Annotated in this window: 8 protein-coding genes and 1 pseudogene; 6 read left to right on the forward strand and 3 right to left on the reverse strand. The window is 71.7% G+C overall.

The window, feature by feature from the left end:
• The first annotated feature begins 133 nt into the window (after positions 1-133).
• Positions 134-4027 carry a hypothetical protein gene (locus TU30_RS30415; RefSeq protein WP_042176278.1) on the forward strand — a complete coding sequence of 1298 codons (3894 nt, stop codon included), beginning with the start codon at positions 134-136 and terminating at the stop codon, positions 4025-4027.
• A complete protein-coding gene (pglZ, locus tag TU30_RS30420; RefSeq protein ID WP_042176281.1) occupies positions 4024-6954 on the forward strand; it encodes a BREX-2 system phosphatase PglZ in 2931 nt (976 codons plus the stop codon). Before TU30_RS30415 ends, pglZ begins: the two co-directional genes overlap by 4 nt.
• 386 nt (positions 6955-7340) lie before the next feature.
• On the opposite strand, the gene TU30_RS30425 is transcribed toward pglZ, so the two are convergent.
• The gene (locus tag TU30_RS30425; protein ID WP_042176283.1) at positions 7341-8393 is read right to left on the reverse strand and encodes a CBS domain-containing protein; all 1053 of its coding nucleotides are present in this window, start codon (positions 8391-8393) and stop codon (positions 7341-7343) included.
• A complete protein-coding gene (locus tag TU30_RS30430; RefSeq protein ID WP_042176285.1) occupies positions 8390-10207 on the reverse strand; it encodes a DUF262 domain-containing protein in 1818 nt (605 codons plus the stop codon). The genes TU30_RS30425 and TU30_RS30430 overlap by 4 nt, the downstream gene beginning before the upstream one ends.
• A gap of 240 nt (positions 10208-10447) precedes the next feature.
• On the opposite strand from TU30_RS30430, the gene brxD reads away from it, so the two are divergent.
• The 4 genes and pseudogenes from brxD to fusA form a co-directional block, all read left to right on the forward strand.
• Complete coding sequence (brxD, locus tag TU30_RS30435) at positions 10448-11797, forward strand: BREX system ATP-binding protein BrxD (RefSeq protein ID WP_042176288.1); 1350 nt, start codon at positions 10448-10450, stop codon at positions 11795-11797.
• Positions 11797-13989 carry a DEAD/DEAH box helicase gene (locus tag TU30_RS30440; RefSeq protein ID WP_042176291.1) on the forward strand — a complete coding sequence of 731 codons (2193 nt, stop codon included), beginning with the start codon at positions 11797-11799 and terminating at the stop codon, positions 13987-13989. The genes brxD and TU30_RS30440 overlap by 1 nt, the downstream gene beginning before the upstream one ends.
• 1106 nt (positions 13990-15095) lie before the next feature.
• The gene (locus TU30_RS30455; protein ID WP_042176296.1) at positions 15096-16436 is read left to right on the forward strand and encodes a PASTA domain-containing protein; all 1341 of its coding nucleotides are present in this window, start codon (positions 15096-15098) and stop codon (positions 16434-16436) included.
• 10 nt (positions 16437-16446) lie between these two features.
• Positions 16447-16863: pseudogene (gene fusA / locus TU30_RS30460) on the forward strand (elongation factor G); the annotation flags it as partial.
• Positions 16864-16970: 107 nt separating this feature from the next.
• Here the strand turns inward: fusA and TU30_RS30465 are convergent.
• Positions 16971-18815, reverse strand: a complete 1845-nt coding sequence (locus TU30_RS30465; protein WP_042176300.1) for a hypothetical protein — start codon at positions 18813-18815, stop codon at positions 16971-16973.
• Between the last annotated feature and the right edge of the window lie 255 nt (positions 18816-19070).

The raw sequence follows: 19070 nt of genomic DNA on the forward strand, positions 1-19070 counted from the left end.
CCGCCGCACCGGCCATCCGTACCCCTGAGCCCTGCCCCACTCCTCGGACCGGCCCGGGCCTCGGCGGCGGCCCCCGCACGACACCCCGTACGAGCAGCAGCACCGACCACCCCCAGGGAGAGCGAGACCCGCGATGGCCCAGCCGCCCCTCCTTCGCGATGTCATCGACATCAAGGAGTCCATCTCCACCTCGGACTTCGTCCTGTCCCTCGCCGAGGCGACGACACCCGAGGGCGCCCGCAACGCCCTCAAGGACTACGTCGTCACCGAGCGGCTGCTGGAGAACTTCGACGAGGCGCTGGCGCTCATCAAATCGTCCCTCGACGGGCACCGGTCCAAGGCCGCCTACCTGCACGGCTCGTTCGGTTCCGGCAAGTCGCACTTCATGGCCGTGCTGTACGCGCTGCTCAGCGGCGACGCGTCCGCCCGTGTCCGTACCGAGTTCGACCCGGTGCTGACCAAGCACGAGTGGCTGACCACGGACGGCAAGCGGTTCCTGCTCGTGCCGTACCACATGCTCGGCGCGAAGGCCCTCGAACAGCGGGTGCTCGGCGGGTACGTCACGCACGTCAGGAAGCTGCACCCGGAGGCGCCGACCCCGCAGGTGTACCGGACCGACTCCCTCTTCGCCGACATCCGCGCCAACCGTGCCACCTACGGTGACGAGGCGGTCGTCCGCGGCCTGGGCGGCGGTGACGCGGACGACGACGAGACGGACGAGTGGGGTGAGGGCTTCGCCTGGACCGCGCAGCTCCTCGACACCGCCCTCGCCGCCGAGGAGAACCACGAGGGCGGCACCCCGCTCGACCTCCGCAACCCCTCCACCCCGGCCGAACTGCGCGCCAAACTGGTCAACGACGCGAGCACGAACCTCTTTCCCGGCTTCGCCAGGAACGCCACCGAGAACGAGCACGGCTTCGTCTCCCTGGACGCCGGTCTGTCCGTCATCGCCGAGCACGCCCAGTCGCTCGGCTACGACGGTCTGGTCCTGTTCCTGGACGAGCTGATCCTCTGGCTCGCGACCCTCATCCACGAGCAGAAGTTCGTGGCCCGCGAGGCCAGTAAGATCACGAACTTCGTGGAGGGCGGCGACGCCCGGCGCGCCATCCCCGTCGTGTCGTTCATCGCCCGCCAGCGCGACCTGCGGGAACTCGTCGGCGAAGAGGTGTCCGGCGCGGCGGAAGCCTCCATCCAGGACACCCTGAACCTGGCCTCCGGCCGGTTCGACAAGATCACCCTGGAGGACCGCAACCTCCCGCAGATCGCCCACGCGCGCCTCCTCAAGCCGAAGGACGCCGAGGCGGAACGGCTCGTCGACGCGGCCTTCGAGCAGACCAAGCGGGTCGGCACCCAGGTCTGGGACACCCTCCTCGGCTCGGAGAAGGGCACCACCGGCGCGGACGCGGAGTCGTTCCGGCTGACATACCCGTTCTCACCGGCGTTCATGGACACCCTGGTCCACATCTCGTCCGCGCTGCAGCGTTCCCGCACCGGTCTGAAACTGATGGGACAGCTGCTCGCCGACCACCGGGGCGAGCTCCGGCTCGGGCAGCTCATCCCGGTCGGCGACCTCTACCCGGTGATCGCGGCCGGCGGCGACAAGCCCTTCACCGACAGCCTCAAGGTCGTCTTCGAGGCCGCCGACAAGCTCTACAGGACCAAACTGCGGCCCTACCTGCTCAGCTCGTACGACATCACCGAGGACGACGTCGAGCAGTACCGCAACCGGCCCGAGTCCCTCACCGACCCGAAGCGGCTGGGCGGCTGCCGGATGTTCACCGGCGACAACCGGCTCGTGTGCACCCTGCTGCTGTCCGCGCTCGCGCCCAGCGTGCCCGCACTGTCCGAACTGACCATCCGGCGGCTCGGCGCGCTCAACCACGGGTCGGTCCTCGCCCCCATCCCGGGCGCCGAGGTCGGCATCATCAAGAACAAGGTCGCCGAATGGGCCGCCAGGTTCCCCGAGATCAAGGAGACCGGCACCGACGCCAACCCCGGCGTCCGCCTCGAACTCTCCGGCGTCGACGTGGACTCCGTCATCGCCAACGCCCAGGTCAACGACAACCCCGGCAACCGCGTCGCGCTCGCCCGCCGCCTGCTGTCCGAGGAACTGGGCGTCGAACACGGCCAGTTGAGCGACCAGCTCCACTTCACCTGGCGCGGCACCGCCCGCACCGCCGAGATCGTCTTCGGGAACGTCGCCGACGAGGACGAGCTGCCCGACCACGACCTGATGCCGCAGGAGGAGGGACGCTGGCGGATCGCCATAGACCTCCCCTTCGACGAGGGCGAGTGGGGCCCGGTCGAGGACGTCAACCGCGTCCAGCGCCTGCGCGAGCGCCAGCAGGGCGAGCGGTCCCGCACCGTCGCCTGGCTGCCCGCGCACCTGTCCGCGCAGCGCTTCCAGGACTTCCGGCGCCTCGTCGTCATCGACAAGGCCCTCGCCGACGAGCACCGCTTCGACACCCAGTACGCCGGCCACCTCAACGCCGACAACCGCAGCCGCGCCAAGGGCCTCCTGGAAACCCAGCGCGAGGCTCTGCTCAAGCAGGTCAAGGGTGCCTTCAAGCAGGCGTACGGACTCGCCCAGAAGCAGGCCGCCGACGTCGTGCCCGACTTCGACGACCACCTCGTCGCACTGCCCGACGTCGACGGGCTCACCCTGTCCTTCGGGCAGAGCCTGCGCGACGGCATCCGGCACGTCGCGGGGAAGCTGCTCGTCCACCAGTACCCGGCCCACCCCGACCTCGACCCCGACGCCACCGGCACCGCCGTCAGGTCCGCCGACACCAAGAAGGTGTTCACCCACGTCCGGGCCGCCGCCGAGGCACGCGACGGGCGGGTGGAGGTCCCGGCCGCCGACCGCAGGCTCATGCAGCGCATCGCCGGACCGCTGCGCCTCGGGCAGCAGAAGGAGGCGTACTTCGAGCTGTCCCGGTACTGGCCCGACCACTTCCGGCAACTCGCCCGCTCCCAGGGCGTCACCGGGGACCTGTCCCTGATCACGCTCACCGACTGGACCGACCGGCCCGACCCGCGCGGCCTGCCCGACTTCCTCGCCCGGCTCGTCGTCGCCGCCTTCGCCGAGACGGACGACCGGGTGTGGGTGCGCGGCGGCACCGTCCTCGACCCCGCGCCCGAACTGTCCGCGATCAAGGACCACGACGCGCTGCGCAGCCAGCCGCTGCCCGCCGAATCCGACTGGGACACCGCACGCCAGCGCTTCGAGACGGTCTTCGGGGCGAAGCCGCCCGCGCTGCGGCGCGGCCGGATGGTCAACCAGTTCGCCCGCCAGATCATCGAGGCCGCCCGCACCCACCGGGACCACGCGGCCGACCTGGTGCACCAGCTGGAGGCCCACGCCTCCTTCCTCGGCCTCGACCAGACCGCCGGCACCGGACGGCTCGCCCTCGCCCGCCGCTCCCTGCAACTGCTGGACGCCCTCACGGCGGAGGCCGGCAAGGGCGCGGCCGGGGCGAAGAAGACCGTGGAGGCCCTCGCCTCCTTCGACCTGGGCGAGACCAGCGCCGACCGGTACGGCACCTCCGTCAAGAAGGCCCGCGCGGTCGCGGAGGCCGTCGCCTCCGCCCCCTGGAGCACCCTGGAACTCGCCGCCGGGCTCGGCCCCGAGGGCGAGGCACTGCTCGACTCGCTGCGCCACGTGGCCCGCGACGACCAGCGCACCGCCGACCTGCGCGACACGCTCGCCCGCACCCAGCGCGAGGTCGTCGCCCTGATCAAGCGCAGCCAGGCCGCCGCCACCCCGACGCCCGTACCCGTCGCGCCGCAGCCGACGGCCGGTGACCTGTCCCTGGACACGTCGACCAGCGACCCGCGCATCTCCTACACCCAGCCGCAGGAGACGCCCTCCGCGGCGAGCGGCAGCGGCAGCGGCACGGCGCGGAAGTCCGGAGGCCGCCGTACGACCGTGGTACGGGCCGCCGCCGACCTCCAGGCGGAGCTGTCCGAACTGGCTGCTCGCCACCCGAACGCGACCATCGAGATCACCTGGCAGGTCGTCGAATGACGGATACCGCCGTCGCCGCCGTCCCGGGCGCGGTCCGGCTGAACACCGCGACCGTCACCCAGTACCTGTCCTCGCAGTCCTCCCTCGCCGCCTCACTGACGGGGGACGTCGAGGGCAGGCGCCGGGTCGTGCTGCTGCGGTCCGCGCCCCAGTGGGACGGCCCCGCCCAACCCGTCTGGGGCGAGGGCCGTACGGCCGGTGTCTCGGTGGCGCCGTCGCCGCTCGCCGTCCACGAACTCGTCCTCGACCACCTTGCGGGCCGCCGTCCCGGCCCCGCGGTCCTGGTCGTCCTCACCGACCGGGAGCAGCACGAACTCGACCCGGCGATCCTCGCCCGCGTCCACAAGTTGCGCATCGACACGGTCGACAGCTGGGACGTCGTCCGTGAGGCGTTCGGCGCCCGGCAGATAGACCCCCGGCTCAAGGACGTCAACTGGGCCTCCGAGGCACTCCTCGACGCCACTCCGCCCACCACGGGCGGCTGGCCGCCCGTCCCCGGCGGCTGGCTGTCCCGCCAGTACGCCCTCACCGCGCTCGCCCAGCGCCGCCTGCGCCTGGGCCGCTACGACACCGAGGACGGCACGCGCCGCCCCGGCGACGACCGGCTCGACGCCCAGGCCCTGCTGCACTGGTCGACCCGGCCCGGCGCCCCCGAACGGCTCCTCGCCCTGCGCGGCCCCGAACGCTCCGGACTGGCCGCCTTCCTCGGCGAGGAGGACCAGGCAGGTCTCGCCGGCCGTGCCCTGCTCGCCCTCGTCGACGCCGAACGCGGCGCGGACGCCGCCGCCTTCGGCCTGGTGTGCGCGGCGCTGTGGCAGCATGCCGAGCCCGCCCCCGAGACCTACCGGGCCCGTGGTCGGGCCGAACGCTACTTCGGCGACCAGCCCCCGGTGGTCGGCGACCGGTTCGACGTCCTGGTGACCGTCTTCGGGCGGGCCGCCGAGGAGTACGTGACCACGCTGCCGGCGGCCGGACACCGCACCGGCGGCACCGACGCCGACCAGGCCCGGGAGGCGCGCCGCACCACCGGCACCGTGCTCGACCGGGCGTCCGCGCTGGCCCGCCGGTTCGGCGCGGAGCAGGCCGTGGCGGCGAGCCCCGTCCTGCGCGGCGGACTCGAGGCCCGGTTCACCGCCGTCGGCCGGGCCCTCGCGGCGGGCGACACGGCCGCCGTGACGGACGCCGTCCGCCGCCTGGAGGACCACCGGCTCGCCGCCGGGCCGGAAGAGTCCGCCCGTGTCGAACGCGCCCGCATGGGCCAGCGCCTCGCCCGCTGGCTGGCCACCGACCCGCCCGCCGACGCACCCACCGTCGCCGACGCCGTACAGCGGCACATCGCCGAGACCGGCTGGGCGGACCTCGCCCTGGAACACATCGAGGCCGGCGGCGACCCGGACCCCGCCCTCAAGGCCGCCTACGACGTCCTCGGCACCCGCGTCCGGGACCGGCGCCGGCAGATCGACGCGTCCTTTGCCCGCTCCCTGGCCTCCTGGACCCAGGCCGGCACCCAGCCCGGCTCCATGCTCACCGTCGAGACCTTCCTCGACCGCGTGGTCGGCCCGGCCGTGCGGCGCGGGGAGGAACGGCGGGTGCTGCTGCTCGTGCTCGACGGCATGAGCGCGGCCATCGCGAACGAACTCGGGGAGGAACTGCGCCGCTCCTGGGCCGAGTTCGACCCGCTGCCCGAAGGCAGTGCCCCGCACCGCCGGGCGATGGCCGCCGCCCTGCCCACCGTGACGGCCGTGTCCCGCACCTCACTCTTCGCGGGCACGCTGATGAAGGGCACCCAGGCCGACGAGAAGCGGCTCTTCCCCGCACTGAAGCTGTGGGGCGGAGCCCGGGCCGCCGTGTTCCACAAGGACGACCTGCGCACCGAGACCGCGGGCGAGACCTTCGGCCCGGCGCTCACGGAGGCGCTGGCCGACGGCAGGACCCACGTCGCCGTCGTCCTCAACGCCCTCGACGACCGGCTCGCCAAGGAGCAGAAACTCGGCGACGGCGCCTGGCGGACCGACGACGTGCCCGGCCTGCGCGACCTGCTGCGGGTGGCGGCCACCCAGGGCATGGCGGTCCTCGTCACCAGCGACCACGGCCACGTCGTCGACCGGCACGGCACGAAGGTCGACACCGCCGCCGACCCCGCGTCCGCCCGCCACCGCCTGCCCGGCGGCGGCCCGCTCGCCGAACACGAGATCGCCCTGTCCGGGCCGCGCGTGGTCTGGCCCGAGCCCGGCGCGTCCGTCGTCGCCCTGTGGGACGCCGACTCCCGCTACACCGCCCTCAAGGCCGGCTACCACGGAGGGGTGTCGCTCGCCGAGGTCACCATCCCGGTGCTGGCCTTCCTGCCGTTCGGTGCGGAGCCGCCCAAGGGGTGGCGGGAACTGGGCGACCAGCGGCCGGTCTGGTGGGCTCCGGAGGACACCGGGAAGGCACCGCTGCCGGACGAGCACGCGGCTCGGCCGGTGACCGCAACGCCTCCCGCTCCCAAGAAGCCGACGGGCAAGGCCAAGAAGGAGCAGGCGGAAGTCGCCCGGATGCACGAGGCGCTCTTCGACGTGGCGCTGACGGCAGGGGGAGACGACGCCCTGCTCACCCCGACCGTCGTCTCCCGGGCCGAGACGCTGGTGACGGCACTGCTCGACTCGGAGACATACCAGGCGCAGCTCGGCGGCCTGGCCCGCAAGCCGCAGCAGGAGCAGGTCCACCAGGCGCTCGCCGCCCTGCTGGACGCGGGCGGCACCCTGCCCGTGACCGCGCTCGCCCAGCGCGCCGGCATGCCCGTCACCCGGGGCGACGGCTTCGCCGCCGTCCTGCGGCAACTCCTCAACTACGACGGCGTACAGGTCCTGGAGACCCTGCCGGACGGCCGCACCCTGCGGCTCCACGAGGCGCTGCTGCGCGAGCAGTTCGCCCTCGGAGCGGGCTGAGGACACGACTCCGGGTGCCTCCGGAGCTTGTCCCGGAGGCACCCCGGGTGTGGTCCGTCGACAGACGGTGATCTCGAACAGCGGAAACCTCGCCGCGGCCCACCGGTACTCACCCACGGCCGGCTGCCGGGACGGGACTTCAGACTCTTCCTGCTGCGGCTGCCCGGAGCACGTTCATGTCGAGGTGACCGACGCGCGCCCCGAACGGCTGCCGCCGACAACCCCCGCCGCCGAGTCCCGCTCACTGGACGCGGACTCGGGACGGGGCTGCTCCTGTGGCGGCGTACGCCGAACGCCGGGGCTGCGAGGTACGGGACACCTGCACGAAGACGGTGTGGGCCGAGAGCGCGTGCCCGCGGTGAGGAGCAGCCCGCCCCCCTGCTACCTCACGACGCGAACGCCCGCAGCACCTTCGCGAAGGTCGTCAGCTCGTCGATCATCTCCTGCGGAAGCGGCTTCTCGTCGAAGTGGGCGATCCGGTTGCGGATGTCCTTCACCCGCTTCAGCAGGCCGACGAACTGTTTCCGGGGCATGTTCGGCCACTTCAGCGCCTCCCAGTTGCGGTCGGCCCGTTCGGCGAAGGACTGCTTCGTCTGGTCGCCGTCCAGGAGCCTCAGGTAGTCGCCGAACATGAGGTCCGACACCTGGCCGGTGCGATGCTCCGGTTTCTTGTTCGTCTGGACCGCTTTGATGGCCTCCGTGTCCAGTGCCGCGCCCAGGCAGCGCCGCAGCAGCGACTCGATCTCGCCCACGATGAAGAAGGGCCGCGCCGCCCCCTCGAAGCGTTCCGTGACGTCCGCGGCGGTGACGGTGCCCGAGAGGCAGCCGTCGTCGCCGCGGACGAGCAGGTAACCGTGCTCGCGGACGACCGGGAGGGCGGTGAAGAACTCCTGCCGGGCGTCGGCGACGGGCAGGGAGTCCTTCTCCATCGCGTTGTCCAGGGTGGCCGGCTTCCCCGCCTCGTACATCTTGGCCACGGACCCCCAGGTGACGACCCCGTGGACCTGCGCCATTCCGGTGGTCACCGGGACCTGGGAGAGGCCCTTCGTGCGCATCAGGAAGGTGGTCTGGGACAGCGGAGTGCCGGGGCCCACGGACACCACGCCGCGCCGTGCCGACGGGATGTCGCCGAGCAGCAACCGCTGCGGCAGGGCGTGCGAGGGAAGGGCGTCATCCGTCGCGTCGGCCTCGTCGCCCGCACCGGCCGGCGCCCGCTGTGCGGGAACGGACGCCAGCGGCACGACGTCGACGCTGCTGCGCAGACCGCAGACGGCGAAGTCCGGCAGCGTGGTCAGCCCGGCGTCCGTGAACGCCTGCGAGATGCGGTGCACCGTCCGGTGGTCGCGGACCCTGACCTGGAACAGGTCGAGGATCTCCTGCACGGACACGGTCCTGCCCTTGAGCGAGGCGACGTCCTGCTCGTGAGACCTGGTCGTCATCGGACGTCCGCCTCCGGCAGGTCGCGGAGCATCGTCTTCTTGCCCATGGCGGAGTGCACCAGGTTCTGCAACTGCTTGGAGCGGTCCCGGTAGAAACGCTCGTAGTCGTTCTCGCGCAACGCGTCCGGATCGATCAGGTGCGTGGACAGGACGTCGTCGAACCACTCCGGACGCATGTCGGACGCGGCGATCATCGTGGACAGGTACGACGACGGCGCCCCCGTCATGTCCATCGCCGCACGGTAGGACAAGGGGGTCTTGTTCACAATCGAACCCGTGGGCAGACCCTCGCTGTTGCCCCGCCGGAACCACGTCTTGGGGAAGATCTGCCGGATGTCCACGCCGTACTCGTCCAGCCTGCCGGGGCTGAGCGGGGCGCCCGTGTGGTGCCAGTCCACCGCCCCCTGCTTGATCAGCAGGGCGTAGATCCCCTTGTAGGCGGCGCTGTTGCGGGTGCTGAGGGTGTCGAGGCGCTCGGCGAAGAAGAACGCCTCCGTGACCGTCTCGGGCGCCCTCTCGTCCTGCGCGATCCAGGGGACGAGCTGTTCGACGTCCTTGGTGAAGCGCGTCTCCGTGGAGCCGCCGTACATCTCACCGAGCACCCCGCACCAGTACCACTGCTCGATCCTCTCCTCCGCCCCCAGACCGTCCGTCCCCGTGTCGAGGATCGCGCGGACCGCCGCGAGCGGGACGAGCTGCGTCTTGTACGGCAGGTCGGCCGGGCGGACGATGCACTGCCGCTCCAGGAAGTCGCCCACCCAGGCGAAGGCGTCGGCGAGCTTGGGCGCCAGGCGGACGAAGTCGGCGAGGGGCAGGTCCAGCAGGTCGCGGCGCTTGCAGGACACCGTGGCCCCGATGCCCTCCTGCTTCCGCTCCCAGGTGCGTACCAGGGCGATGGCCTGCAGGAAGTCGATGCTGCTGAGCCCGTTCTCGAGGCCGCTGTCGAGCCGGCCGAAGACCGGGTACTTGCTCGCCAGCGCCTGCTTGACCTCCCGCCACACCACCGGAAGCTGGTAGTAGTCCCCGGTCCGCTCCACGTAGTCGCGGTCCCCGGCGTAGGTCGCGGTGAGCAGTTCGAAGACGTTCAGGGGCACACCGCCCGTGTTGACCCGCTCGAACACCGCGCAGACGGCGTCCATGGAGGTGGAGGCGGCCAGCCGGATCATCGGGACCTGGAAGGCGCGGACCTGCTGGAGGACCGCCTCGTCGAACTGGCCCCACAGGTCCCAGTTCCGGTCCTCGTCCGCCTTGATGTACGACCTCTTCCACTCGTTCACGCGCTGGGCGTCGAAGACGAGGTGCAGGGGGAAGAGACCGGCCGTGCACTCGTCCTCGGTGGTGCTCAGGTCCAGCACCACGGTGCGGTTGAAGTCCGTCCGCAGCACCTTGTCGGCCGGGACGGACACGATGGCCTCGTCACGGTCCGCGGACTGCCCCACGGCCTTCGCGATGTCGACGTAGTACCACCGCTGGATGGGCTTGCCCCGCGCGTCCGCCGTCTCCACCGGGGCGTCCTGCCACAGAGCCTGGAAGAGGGAGGTCAGGCGCTGCTGCCCGTCCAGCAGCAGGAGGTCGGCCTCCGGGTCCCCGTCCGGCCGGGCGCCGGTGAGGGTCCGGGAGCGGAACCGGGTGGCGCCGCCGGTCTGCAGCGTCATCACGACGCCGAGCGGATAGTCCAGCGTGACCGTCGCGATGATCGCCCGGATCCGGTCGTCGTCCCACTTCCAGTTCCGCTGGAAGTCGGGCAGTTGTAAGGAACCCGAGGCGACATCCGCCAGGACGTCCTTGAGCTTCACGTTGTCGAGCGCCGCCATGTGACTCCACTTCCCGCCTTGTTGCCTGTACGGAGAGTGATTCCAGCAGTGCTCTGTTGTGACGGTCAAGCCGGTTCGCAGAGAAACGGGATCACCGCGCCGCCGGTGCCCGGCCGGCAGACGGGACAGGTGCACCACGACGCGGCGCGGGACGTCGGGCGTTGCGACCTGGATGACCAACCGGACCCCGTGACCCTGCGCCGGGGCGCTCGGCCACGGGGAGATGGAACACTGGTCCCCGTGAGCACCACCGGATCCAAGCGCCCCGCCCAGGTCAGCGCCGCCCGCCGCCGTACCGTCGTCGACGCCCTGCGCCGGGGGGCCGTGCCCGAGAGCGGGCTCGACCTGCTCGCCACCGGGCTCGACCGGTTCGAGGCGGCCCTCGACGCGGAACTGGACGCCGTCGCGTCCGGCGGGTCCGTGTTCAAGGCCGTGCGCGGTGAGTACGGGTCCGGCAAGACGTTCTTCACGCGCTGGCTGGGGGAGCGGGCCAAGCGCCGCACCTTCGCCGTGGCCGAGATCCAGGTCTCCGAGAACGAGACGCCGCTGCACAAGCTGGAGACCGTCTACCGGCGGCTCACCGAGCGCCTCACCACCTCCAGCTTCCCGCCCAGCGCCCTGCGCCCGGTCGTGGACGCCTGGTTCTACGCCCTGGAGGAGGACGTCCTCGCGGCCGGTGCGACCGAGGACGATCTGCCCGGAGAGGTGGAGAAGCTGCTCGTCGCGCGGCTCGCCGAGGTCTCCCGGCACGCGCCGTCCTTCGCCACCGCCCTGCGGGGCTACCGGGCCGCCCTCGCCGACGGCGACGAGGCGACCGCCGCGGCCGTCCTGGCATGGCTCGGCGGTCAGCCGCACGTCGCCGCCGCCGCCCGCCGGTCCGCCGGGGTGCGCGGCGACCTCGACCACTTCGGCGCCCTCGGCTTCCTGCAGGGCCTGCTCACCGTGCTGCGCGACTCCGGGCACACCGGGCTCTTCGTCGTCCTCGACGAGGTGGAGACGCTCCAGCGGGTCCGCTCCGACGCCCGCGACAAGGCGCTCAACGCGCTGCGGCAGCTCATCGACGAGGTGCACTCCGGCCGCTTCCCCGGCCTGTACCTCGTCATCACCGGCACACCCGCCTTCTACGACGGCCAGCAGGGCGTCCAGCGCCTGGCTCCGCTCGCCCAGCGGCTCGCCACCGACTTCACCACCGACCCGCGCTTCGACAACCCCCGCGCGGTGCAGATCCGGCTGCCCGGCTTCACCCAGGAGTCCCTGGTCGGTCTCGGCGTCACCATCCGGGACCTGTACGCGGACGCCGCCACATCACCCGAGCGCGTGCGGGCGGTCGTCGACGACGCCTACGTCGCCGACCTCGCGCGGGCCGTCGGCGGAGCGTTGGGCGGAAAGGTCGGCGTGGCGCCCCGGCTGTTCCTGAAGAAGCTCGTCGGGGACGTCCTCGACCGCGTGGACCAGTTCGACGAATTCGACCCCCGGCAGCACTACAAGCTGACGGTCGCGAGCAGCGAACTCACCGACGTGGAGCGGAACCTGGCCGCCACGGTCGTCGGCGGATCCGCGTCCGCGGACGACATCGACCTGGAGCTGTGATGGCGGACGCGGACGGCCCGGCCGGGGGAGGGGCCGACGTACTGGACCGGCTCGACCCCGTCGTCCTGCACCATATCGTCAACACCCTCGGCTGGCCCGATCTGCGCCCCCTGCAGCGGGCGGCGGTCACCCCGCTCATGGACGGCGAGGACGCCGTCCTGCTGGCCCCGACGGCCGGCGGCAAGACCGAGGCGGCCTGCTTCCCGCTGCTGTCGTCGATGGCCGAACACCGGTGGACCGGCACCTCGGTGCTGTACCTGTGCCCCCTCAAGGCGCTCCTGAACAACCTGGTCGGCCGCGTCGACACCTACGCCCAGTGGCTGGGACGACGCGCCGCCCTCTGGCACGGCGACACCAAGGAGTCGCAGCGGCAGCGCATCCGCACCGAATCGCCGGACGTTCTGCTGACCACACCCGAGTCGCTCGAGGCGATGCTGATCGGCGTCAAGACCGATCACGCCCGCCTGCTGGGGAGCGTACGGGCCGTCGTCGTCGACGAGGTGCACGCCTTCGCGGGCGACGACCGGGGCTGGCACCTGCTCGCCGTGCTCGAACGGCTGGAACGGGTCACCGGCCGGCCCATCCAGCGGATCGGCCTCTCCGCAACCGTCGGCAACCCCGCCCACCTGCTGCACTGGCTGCAGGGCGCGGGCGCGGGGACCCGTACCGGGCAGGTCGTGGCCCCAGGGGTCCGGTTCCCGGCGTCCGACGGGGCGGGCGACGGCGACCCGACCGCCGCGGAGCAGACCTCCAGACCGGCGGGTGACGTGGAACTGGACTACGTGGGGTCCCTGGACAACGCCGCGAAACTCATCGCGGCGCTGCACCGGGGGGAGAAACGCCTCGTCTTCTGCGACTCGCGGGCACAGGTCGAACAACTGGGCGCGGCTCTGCGGGCCCGGGAGGTGACCGTGTTCCTCTCCCACGCCTCCCTCTCCGTCGACGAACGCAACCGTTCCGAGCAGGCGTTCGCCGAGGCACGCGACTGCGTCATCGTCTCCACGTCCACCCTCGAACTCGGCATCGACGTCGGTGACCTGGACCGCGTCATCCAGATCGACTCACCCGCCTCCGTCGCCTCGTTCCTGCAGCGCATCGGCCGCACCGGCCGGCGTGCGGACACGGTCCGCAACTGCCTGTTCCTCACCACCCGCAAGGACTCGCTGCTGCAGGCGGCGGGCTTGCTGCTGCTGTGGTCGCGGGGGTGGGTGGAACCCGTCCTCGCGCCACCCGAGCCGCGTCACCTCGTGGCCCAGCAACTCCTCGCCGTCACCCTGCAACAGCACAAGCTCGGCGATCAGTTGTGGCACCGGCAATGGAACGGCCTCGCCCCCTTCGACCGGTCGGCGGCACCCATCCTGCGCCACCTCACCGAGGAGGGATTCCTCGACACCGACGGCGGCCTCCTGTTCGTCGGCCCGGAAGCGGAACGCCGCTTCGGCAAGAGGCACTTCATCGAACTCACGGCATCCTTCACCGCCCCGCCGCAGTTCACCGTCCTGTCCGGGCGTACCGAGATCGGCCGAACCGACCCGAGCGTCCTCACCGAGGAACGCCCCGGCCCACGCCGCCTGCTGCTCGGCGGACGCAGCTGGCAGGTCACCTACATCGACTGGCTGCGCAAACGCGTCTTCGTCGAACCTGCCGACGGCGGCGGCGTCGCCAAGTGGATGAGCGGCGGCGTCGCCGGACTGTCCTATGCCCTCAGCCGCGCCATGCGAGAGGTACTGCTGGGCACGGACCCACCCGTCGTCCTCACTCGGCGCGCCGAGGCGCACCTCGCCGAACAGCGCGAGACCGACGCACCCGACACCGTGCACCCCCACACCACACTGGTGACCCGCGTCGGCAGCGACGTCCGCTGGTGGACCTGGGCCGGCCACCGCGCCAACGCCACCCTCGCGGCCACGCTGCAGTCGGTCACCGACCCCCTGCAACGCCCCACCGACTGCTGGCTGCGCCTGCGCGAGGACCTCACCCCGGCCGCCTGGCACGCGGCCCGGGAAAGCGTCGGTGCGAACCTCGTCCTGCCCGACGTCGACCCCCGCGCCGTACGCGGACTGAAGTTCTCCGCCGCCCTCCCCGAACATCTCGCCGTCGCCACGGTCGCGGCCCGGCTGGCCGACTTCCAGGGCGCTCGCGCGGTGTTGTCGCAACCCGTACGGCTCGTCGGCTTGAGCGGTTCCGCCTGAGAACCGAGAGACCGGTGCCCCGCAGGGCGTGAAGCAGGCTCCGGTGGGACCGTCCACACGCCCGACCACGCCCGGAGCCCGACCACGCTTGTGCCCACAGCGGAGGAAGCCACCCGCAAGGCCCGGACGGCCGCCGCGGGATTTCCCCCACTGGCCACCCGTCGTCCTCAGATGCCCACGGATCGGGGTGCGCTACCGCCGCCGGGTCCTCGGACCAGAGCATTCGGGCCTCGGTTTCGGCACCGGTGAGCTCGATGAGCCGTTCGACCGCCCACCCGTTCCACTGGACGGCGCCGGGGAACTGCGGCAGACGGAAGGCCGCCAGGTGCGAGGGGACCGCGTCGGCGCGGTACACCGCCTTCTTGGCCTCGCCGTTCACCTTCTTCGGCGTGGATGACCTGCGGAGATCCAGGCAGTCGGTGCGGCCGGGGAGGTCCGATCCGCACCACCTGCCAGCAACCCCTGCCCCGCAGACCGCACACGACACCAAGACCGAGGCAGACCTAACGGAGTCCTGGTAGAGCGTTGTCCGGTCTCGGGCACCTGGCCCGCAAGCCGCCGCAGGAACAGATCAGGAAGGCGCTCGCGAGGCTCGTCGACGCGGGCACCCTCCCGGTCACCGCCCTCGCCCAGCGCGTGTGGCTGCCGCCCACACGGGGCGGCGGCTCCGCGGTGGTCCTGCGGCACCTCCTCAACCACGACGGAGTCCACGTCCTGGAAACCCTCCCGGGCGGCCCCACCCTGCGGCTCCACACGGCCCTGCTCCGCGACCGGTTCGACCTGCGGCAGTCGCCGCCGGACGGACAGCTTGCCGACGTGGGCGGCGGGGCGTCCGTCCGACGGTACGGGCCGAGGTCGCGTGCCGGCGACGACCCGTACGACTCCGGGGAATCGGCACAGTTCACGAGCGCCTCCGGTGACTCCTGCTGGTGTCCGGGCCTGGATCGGCAGCCGTTAACATCTCCATATGTCGGTAACTGTCGCGCAGCGCCTCCTGCATGGCGTCCGGCGGCGCGGGACGTGTCTCTGTGAAGGGGCGGCGTACCGGCCTCCGGGGCCCACAGCTCGACACGTCCGAAGAACTCGTCGAAAGGGCTGGAGAACCGTTGTCCGATCTGCTGGCCATGGACCGGCGCACCGCCAGAGCCGCCGCTGGTGAGAGCATCTCCCTGTCCGACGAGCAGGCGAAGGTGCTGCTGGGGGAACTGGGACCCCAGGAAGACGTCCTGGCCGTCTACCACAACGGCTGGGGCAGCGTCGTGCTCGCGAAGGACGGCCTCATCCTTCTGCGGAGCCTCCTGAAGCCCATAGCGATCTGCGTCCCCGCGCCCCTGCGGATCCTCCGCCGCACCTACGGCATGTCCGACTCCGTCGATGTCCTCGTCCTCGGGCATCCGTACAAGCTGTGGGGCTCGAAACTCGACCCGAAGGGTGAGCTCCTCATGGCCATGGGCGAAATCCTGCCCTCCGGCTCCCCCTTGCGCCCCGGCCGCGGAATACGGCTCTCCACCTGGATGAGCCGACACCCTGTTCTCATGGCCGCAGCCGTGTTCGGAGTCCTCTTCGCCGTCCTGGGCCCGGGCTCCGGCGAGAAGGAGGTCGTGGCCCAGAAGCCTGAACCCGTTCTGGCCGTTCCCGACTTCGAGGGGACCTCTCTCGCCACAGCGGCTGCGTCGGCCGGCCTGCATCCGTGGCAGACGGTGTCGGCAGCCGACGCCTCCTCTGACCAACGACCTGTGAAGACCACTACGAGCGGCTGGCAGGTCTGCTTCCAGAGTCCGTCCCGTGACGAGATGGTCCGTCCCTCGGTCAGGACACTCACTCTGTACGCGGTTCCGGAGCAGGAGGAATGCCCGGACCGGCTGCACGGCCCCCGCCGGATCGTCATGCCGGACCTCGTCGGCGAGCAGGCCGACGATGCTTCCCACGCTCTCGGCGACCTCGGCCTCGAACGCGTGATCTACTTCCACGCCTACACCGGAAAGCGTCTGCACGACGGACTGCAGGACCTGGCCGACTGGCAGGTGTGCCGACAGCAGCCGGAACCCGACACCGAGGTCTCGACCGGGCCGCAGATCGACTTGTGGCTGATCGGCCTCAGTGGCCCCTGCACCGAACCCAGCCCGAAGCCGACACCGAAGCCCAAGCCCAAGCCCGAGCCCAAACCCGAGCCGAAGCCGCGACCCCAGCCCTCGTACGGCACCAGCTCGGGCGGCGCTACCACAGGCGGCAGCAACAGTGGCGGCTCGTCCGGCGGAGGTTCCACCAGCGGTGGTTCCTCCGGTAACTCGGGCGGTAGCACCGGCGGCACCGGGAGTCGACCCGGCGTCCAGTTCGGTCAGTACTGTTCTCCCGTCGGTGCCTTCGCGACGACCATCGACGGGCGGCCCGCGAAGTGCTTCATGGGCAAGGACGGCAACGCACGGTGGGGCTACAACTCCGGATGACCGCGGAACCGGTCATCCGGTGACCGGTCTGCGCGTCACGCTCACCGACCGGGCAACCCACGTGAAGGACTCGTCGGACACGGCGTTCCGCACCGCGGGCCGGTTCGGTCTGCGGGACGCCGTGCGGGCCTGCGCGATGGTGCTGCTGGAACCGGTGGCCGAGGCCACCGTCACCGTGCCCGAGGATGCGGTGGGCGGAGTGCTCGGAGACCTGGCCGCCCGCCGCGGAAGGGTGACCGGCTCGGACACCCGGACGGGCGGCAGGGCGGTCACCGCGACGGTCACCGCCACCGTGCCGCTGGCCGAACTGTTCGGCCGCGCCACCCGGTTGCGCAGCCGCACCCAGGGCCGGGGCACCTTCACCACCCGCCCCACCGGCTACGCCCCGGCGACGGCGGCGGGGCCGTCGCCCGCTTCCGCGCGGTAGCCGGCCCGTGCGAACGGCAGGTCCTCCCGGTCACGTACCCCGGGAGGGCCCGCCACCGGCGACACACCGGCGCCCGGAGCCCGGAGCCCGGGATCAGGGCTCCGGGATCAGGGGTAGGAGACCACCTTCGACGGCACGGTGTTCGTGCCCGACGTCGGCGCGCCGGTGTCGTTGATGACGCACTCGTACTGTCCGTTGCCGCTGAGCGACACGACCAGCAGGTGGTGGAAGCGGACACCCGGGCGGTTCGGGGCGGCGAAGCCGTGGTGCTGCACGATCGTCGGGTTGACGTTGTAGTAGCAGTAACTGCCCATGCCCCAGCCCTCGTGGGTGGTGACACGGTCGCCGACCCTGTACGCGGCGTAGCCCTTGACCGAGCCGTTCTGGATGGCGGCCTGGTTCGGGGCGTCGTACGCCTTCTCGTTCTGGAAGAAGACCGTGCGCCCGCGTTCGCCGTTCCACTGCACGTCGTACTTGTTGAAGTGTTCCACGAACAGGCCGGTCGCCAGGACGTCGTGACCGTTGACGACTACACCGTAGTCGCAGCGGTTGGTCTCCCAGCCGACGCCCTCGCCGTGGTCGGCGCGCCAGACCCAGGTGTGGTCGACGATGGTGTGCCGGGCGTTGACCACCATGCTGGTGGTCGCCCTGCCGGGGCCCGCGCCGCCGATCCGGATGAACACGTCCTGGACGGTGATCGGGTCGGCGGCGTGGTTGCGGGAGGCGCCGCTGGGGCCGATCTCCACCAGGGTGCGGGAGTTGACCGGTCCGGCGTCGACGAGGAAGCCGGCCAGCCGTATGCCGTCGACGTCGGCGACCCGGAGGGCGGTGGCGCCGTTGTCGGGGATCAGGGTGGCGTAGCCGAGACCGAGGACGACCGTGCCCGGGCGGTCGACCCGGACCGGCTGGTCGACGTGGTAGATGCCCGGCGTCAGCAGCAGGTTGAGGCCCTGGTCGAGTGCCTGGTTGAGGGTGGCGGCGGAGTCGCCGGGCTTCGCCACGTAGAAGCGGTCCAGGGGCAGGGAGGTGCCGCGCGGAGTGCCGTTGCCCCAGGTGACACCGCGTGCGTCGCGGCGCAGCGCGGGCAGGAACACGCGGTAGTCGGCGCCGTCCAGGTACAGGAACGGCTTCTCGCGGGAGAGCGGCGTCCGGTCGAGCGTGGTGTACGGCGGCTCCGGGAAGCTCTGTGCGGGGGCGCCCTCGACACCCGAGAACACCATGTTCCACACGGCGTTGGTCCACCCGCCGACCGAGCTGTCCCGGGTGTACCACTGCTGCTGCGAGTACGGACCGACCTCGCCGTCGATCCGGCTGTCGGCGATGTAGCCGCCGCTGGCCCAGCCGTAGCCGGCCGGCGCCAGGTTGAGGCCGCCGCGGATGTGCATTCGGCGGAACGGGGCTGCCTGGGCGACCGCCCAGCGGTTGGTGCCGTTGACCGGGACGAGGGCCAGGTTCTCCGCCGAACGCCAGAAGTTCTGCGTGGCGTTGCCGTCGAACCAGCCGGCGTCGACCGTCACGTCGCCGTGGAGGGTGGTGTCGTCGGGGGAGAGGCCGAGGCCCGAGACCGAGGTGTAGAAGCCCAGTTGGGCGTTGAGCCCGTGGTAGGTGCCTGGCTTGAAGAAGAACTGGTAGCGCCCCGGGCCGAACTGGTCCGACTCCTGCCGGGCGAACACCTCGTCCAGCTTCGCCTGGATGCCCGGCGTCGACGGGTCGAAGACGATCACGTTCGGGCCGAGATCGCCGCCGGCCCGCAGTCGGTGCCGCCTCCCGCGCTTCGTCGCGGCGACAGGGGCGGTCGGCGCGGAGGGGGCGGCCGGTGCGGCGGAGGCCGTGGTGGTGGTCAGTGCGGCCAGTACGGGTGCGGCGGCTGCGGCTCCGAGGACGGCCCGGCGGCGGAGGTCGGTCCGGGGGTCGTCGGCGGAGGGCTGGGCGGAGGGGGAGTCGGAGGTCATGGGGGCTCTCCTGGTTCAGGAAGTGAACGGTGTGGGGGAGGTGGGAGCGCTCTCTCGCCGCTGATGGTTCATCCGTGGAACAGACGAGTCAAGGGGTGCGGCAAGAGTGGGGCGACTCTGTCCAAACCCTTGACGGCGTTCCTTCCGAGGGTTTAACTCACGTCCTAAATTAAGCCATGAGTGGCCTCCCCTCCGTCCTCCCCGCATGCCCCCGCACCCTCCCTTCGCATCCCCGCACACACCCGCGCCCCTCGC

It is taken from the genome of Streptomyces sp. NBRC 110035 (assembly GCF_000829695.1).
In the GTDB taxonomy this organism is placed as follows: Bacteria; Actinomycetota; Actinomycetes; order Streptomycetales; family Streptomycetaceae; genus Streptomyces.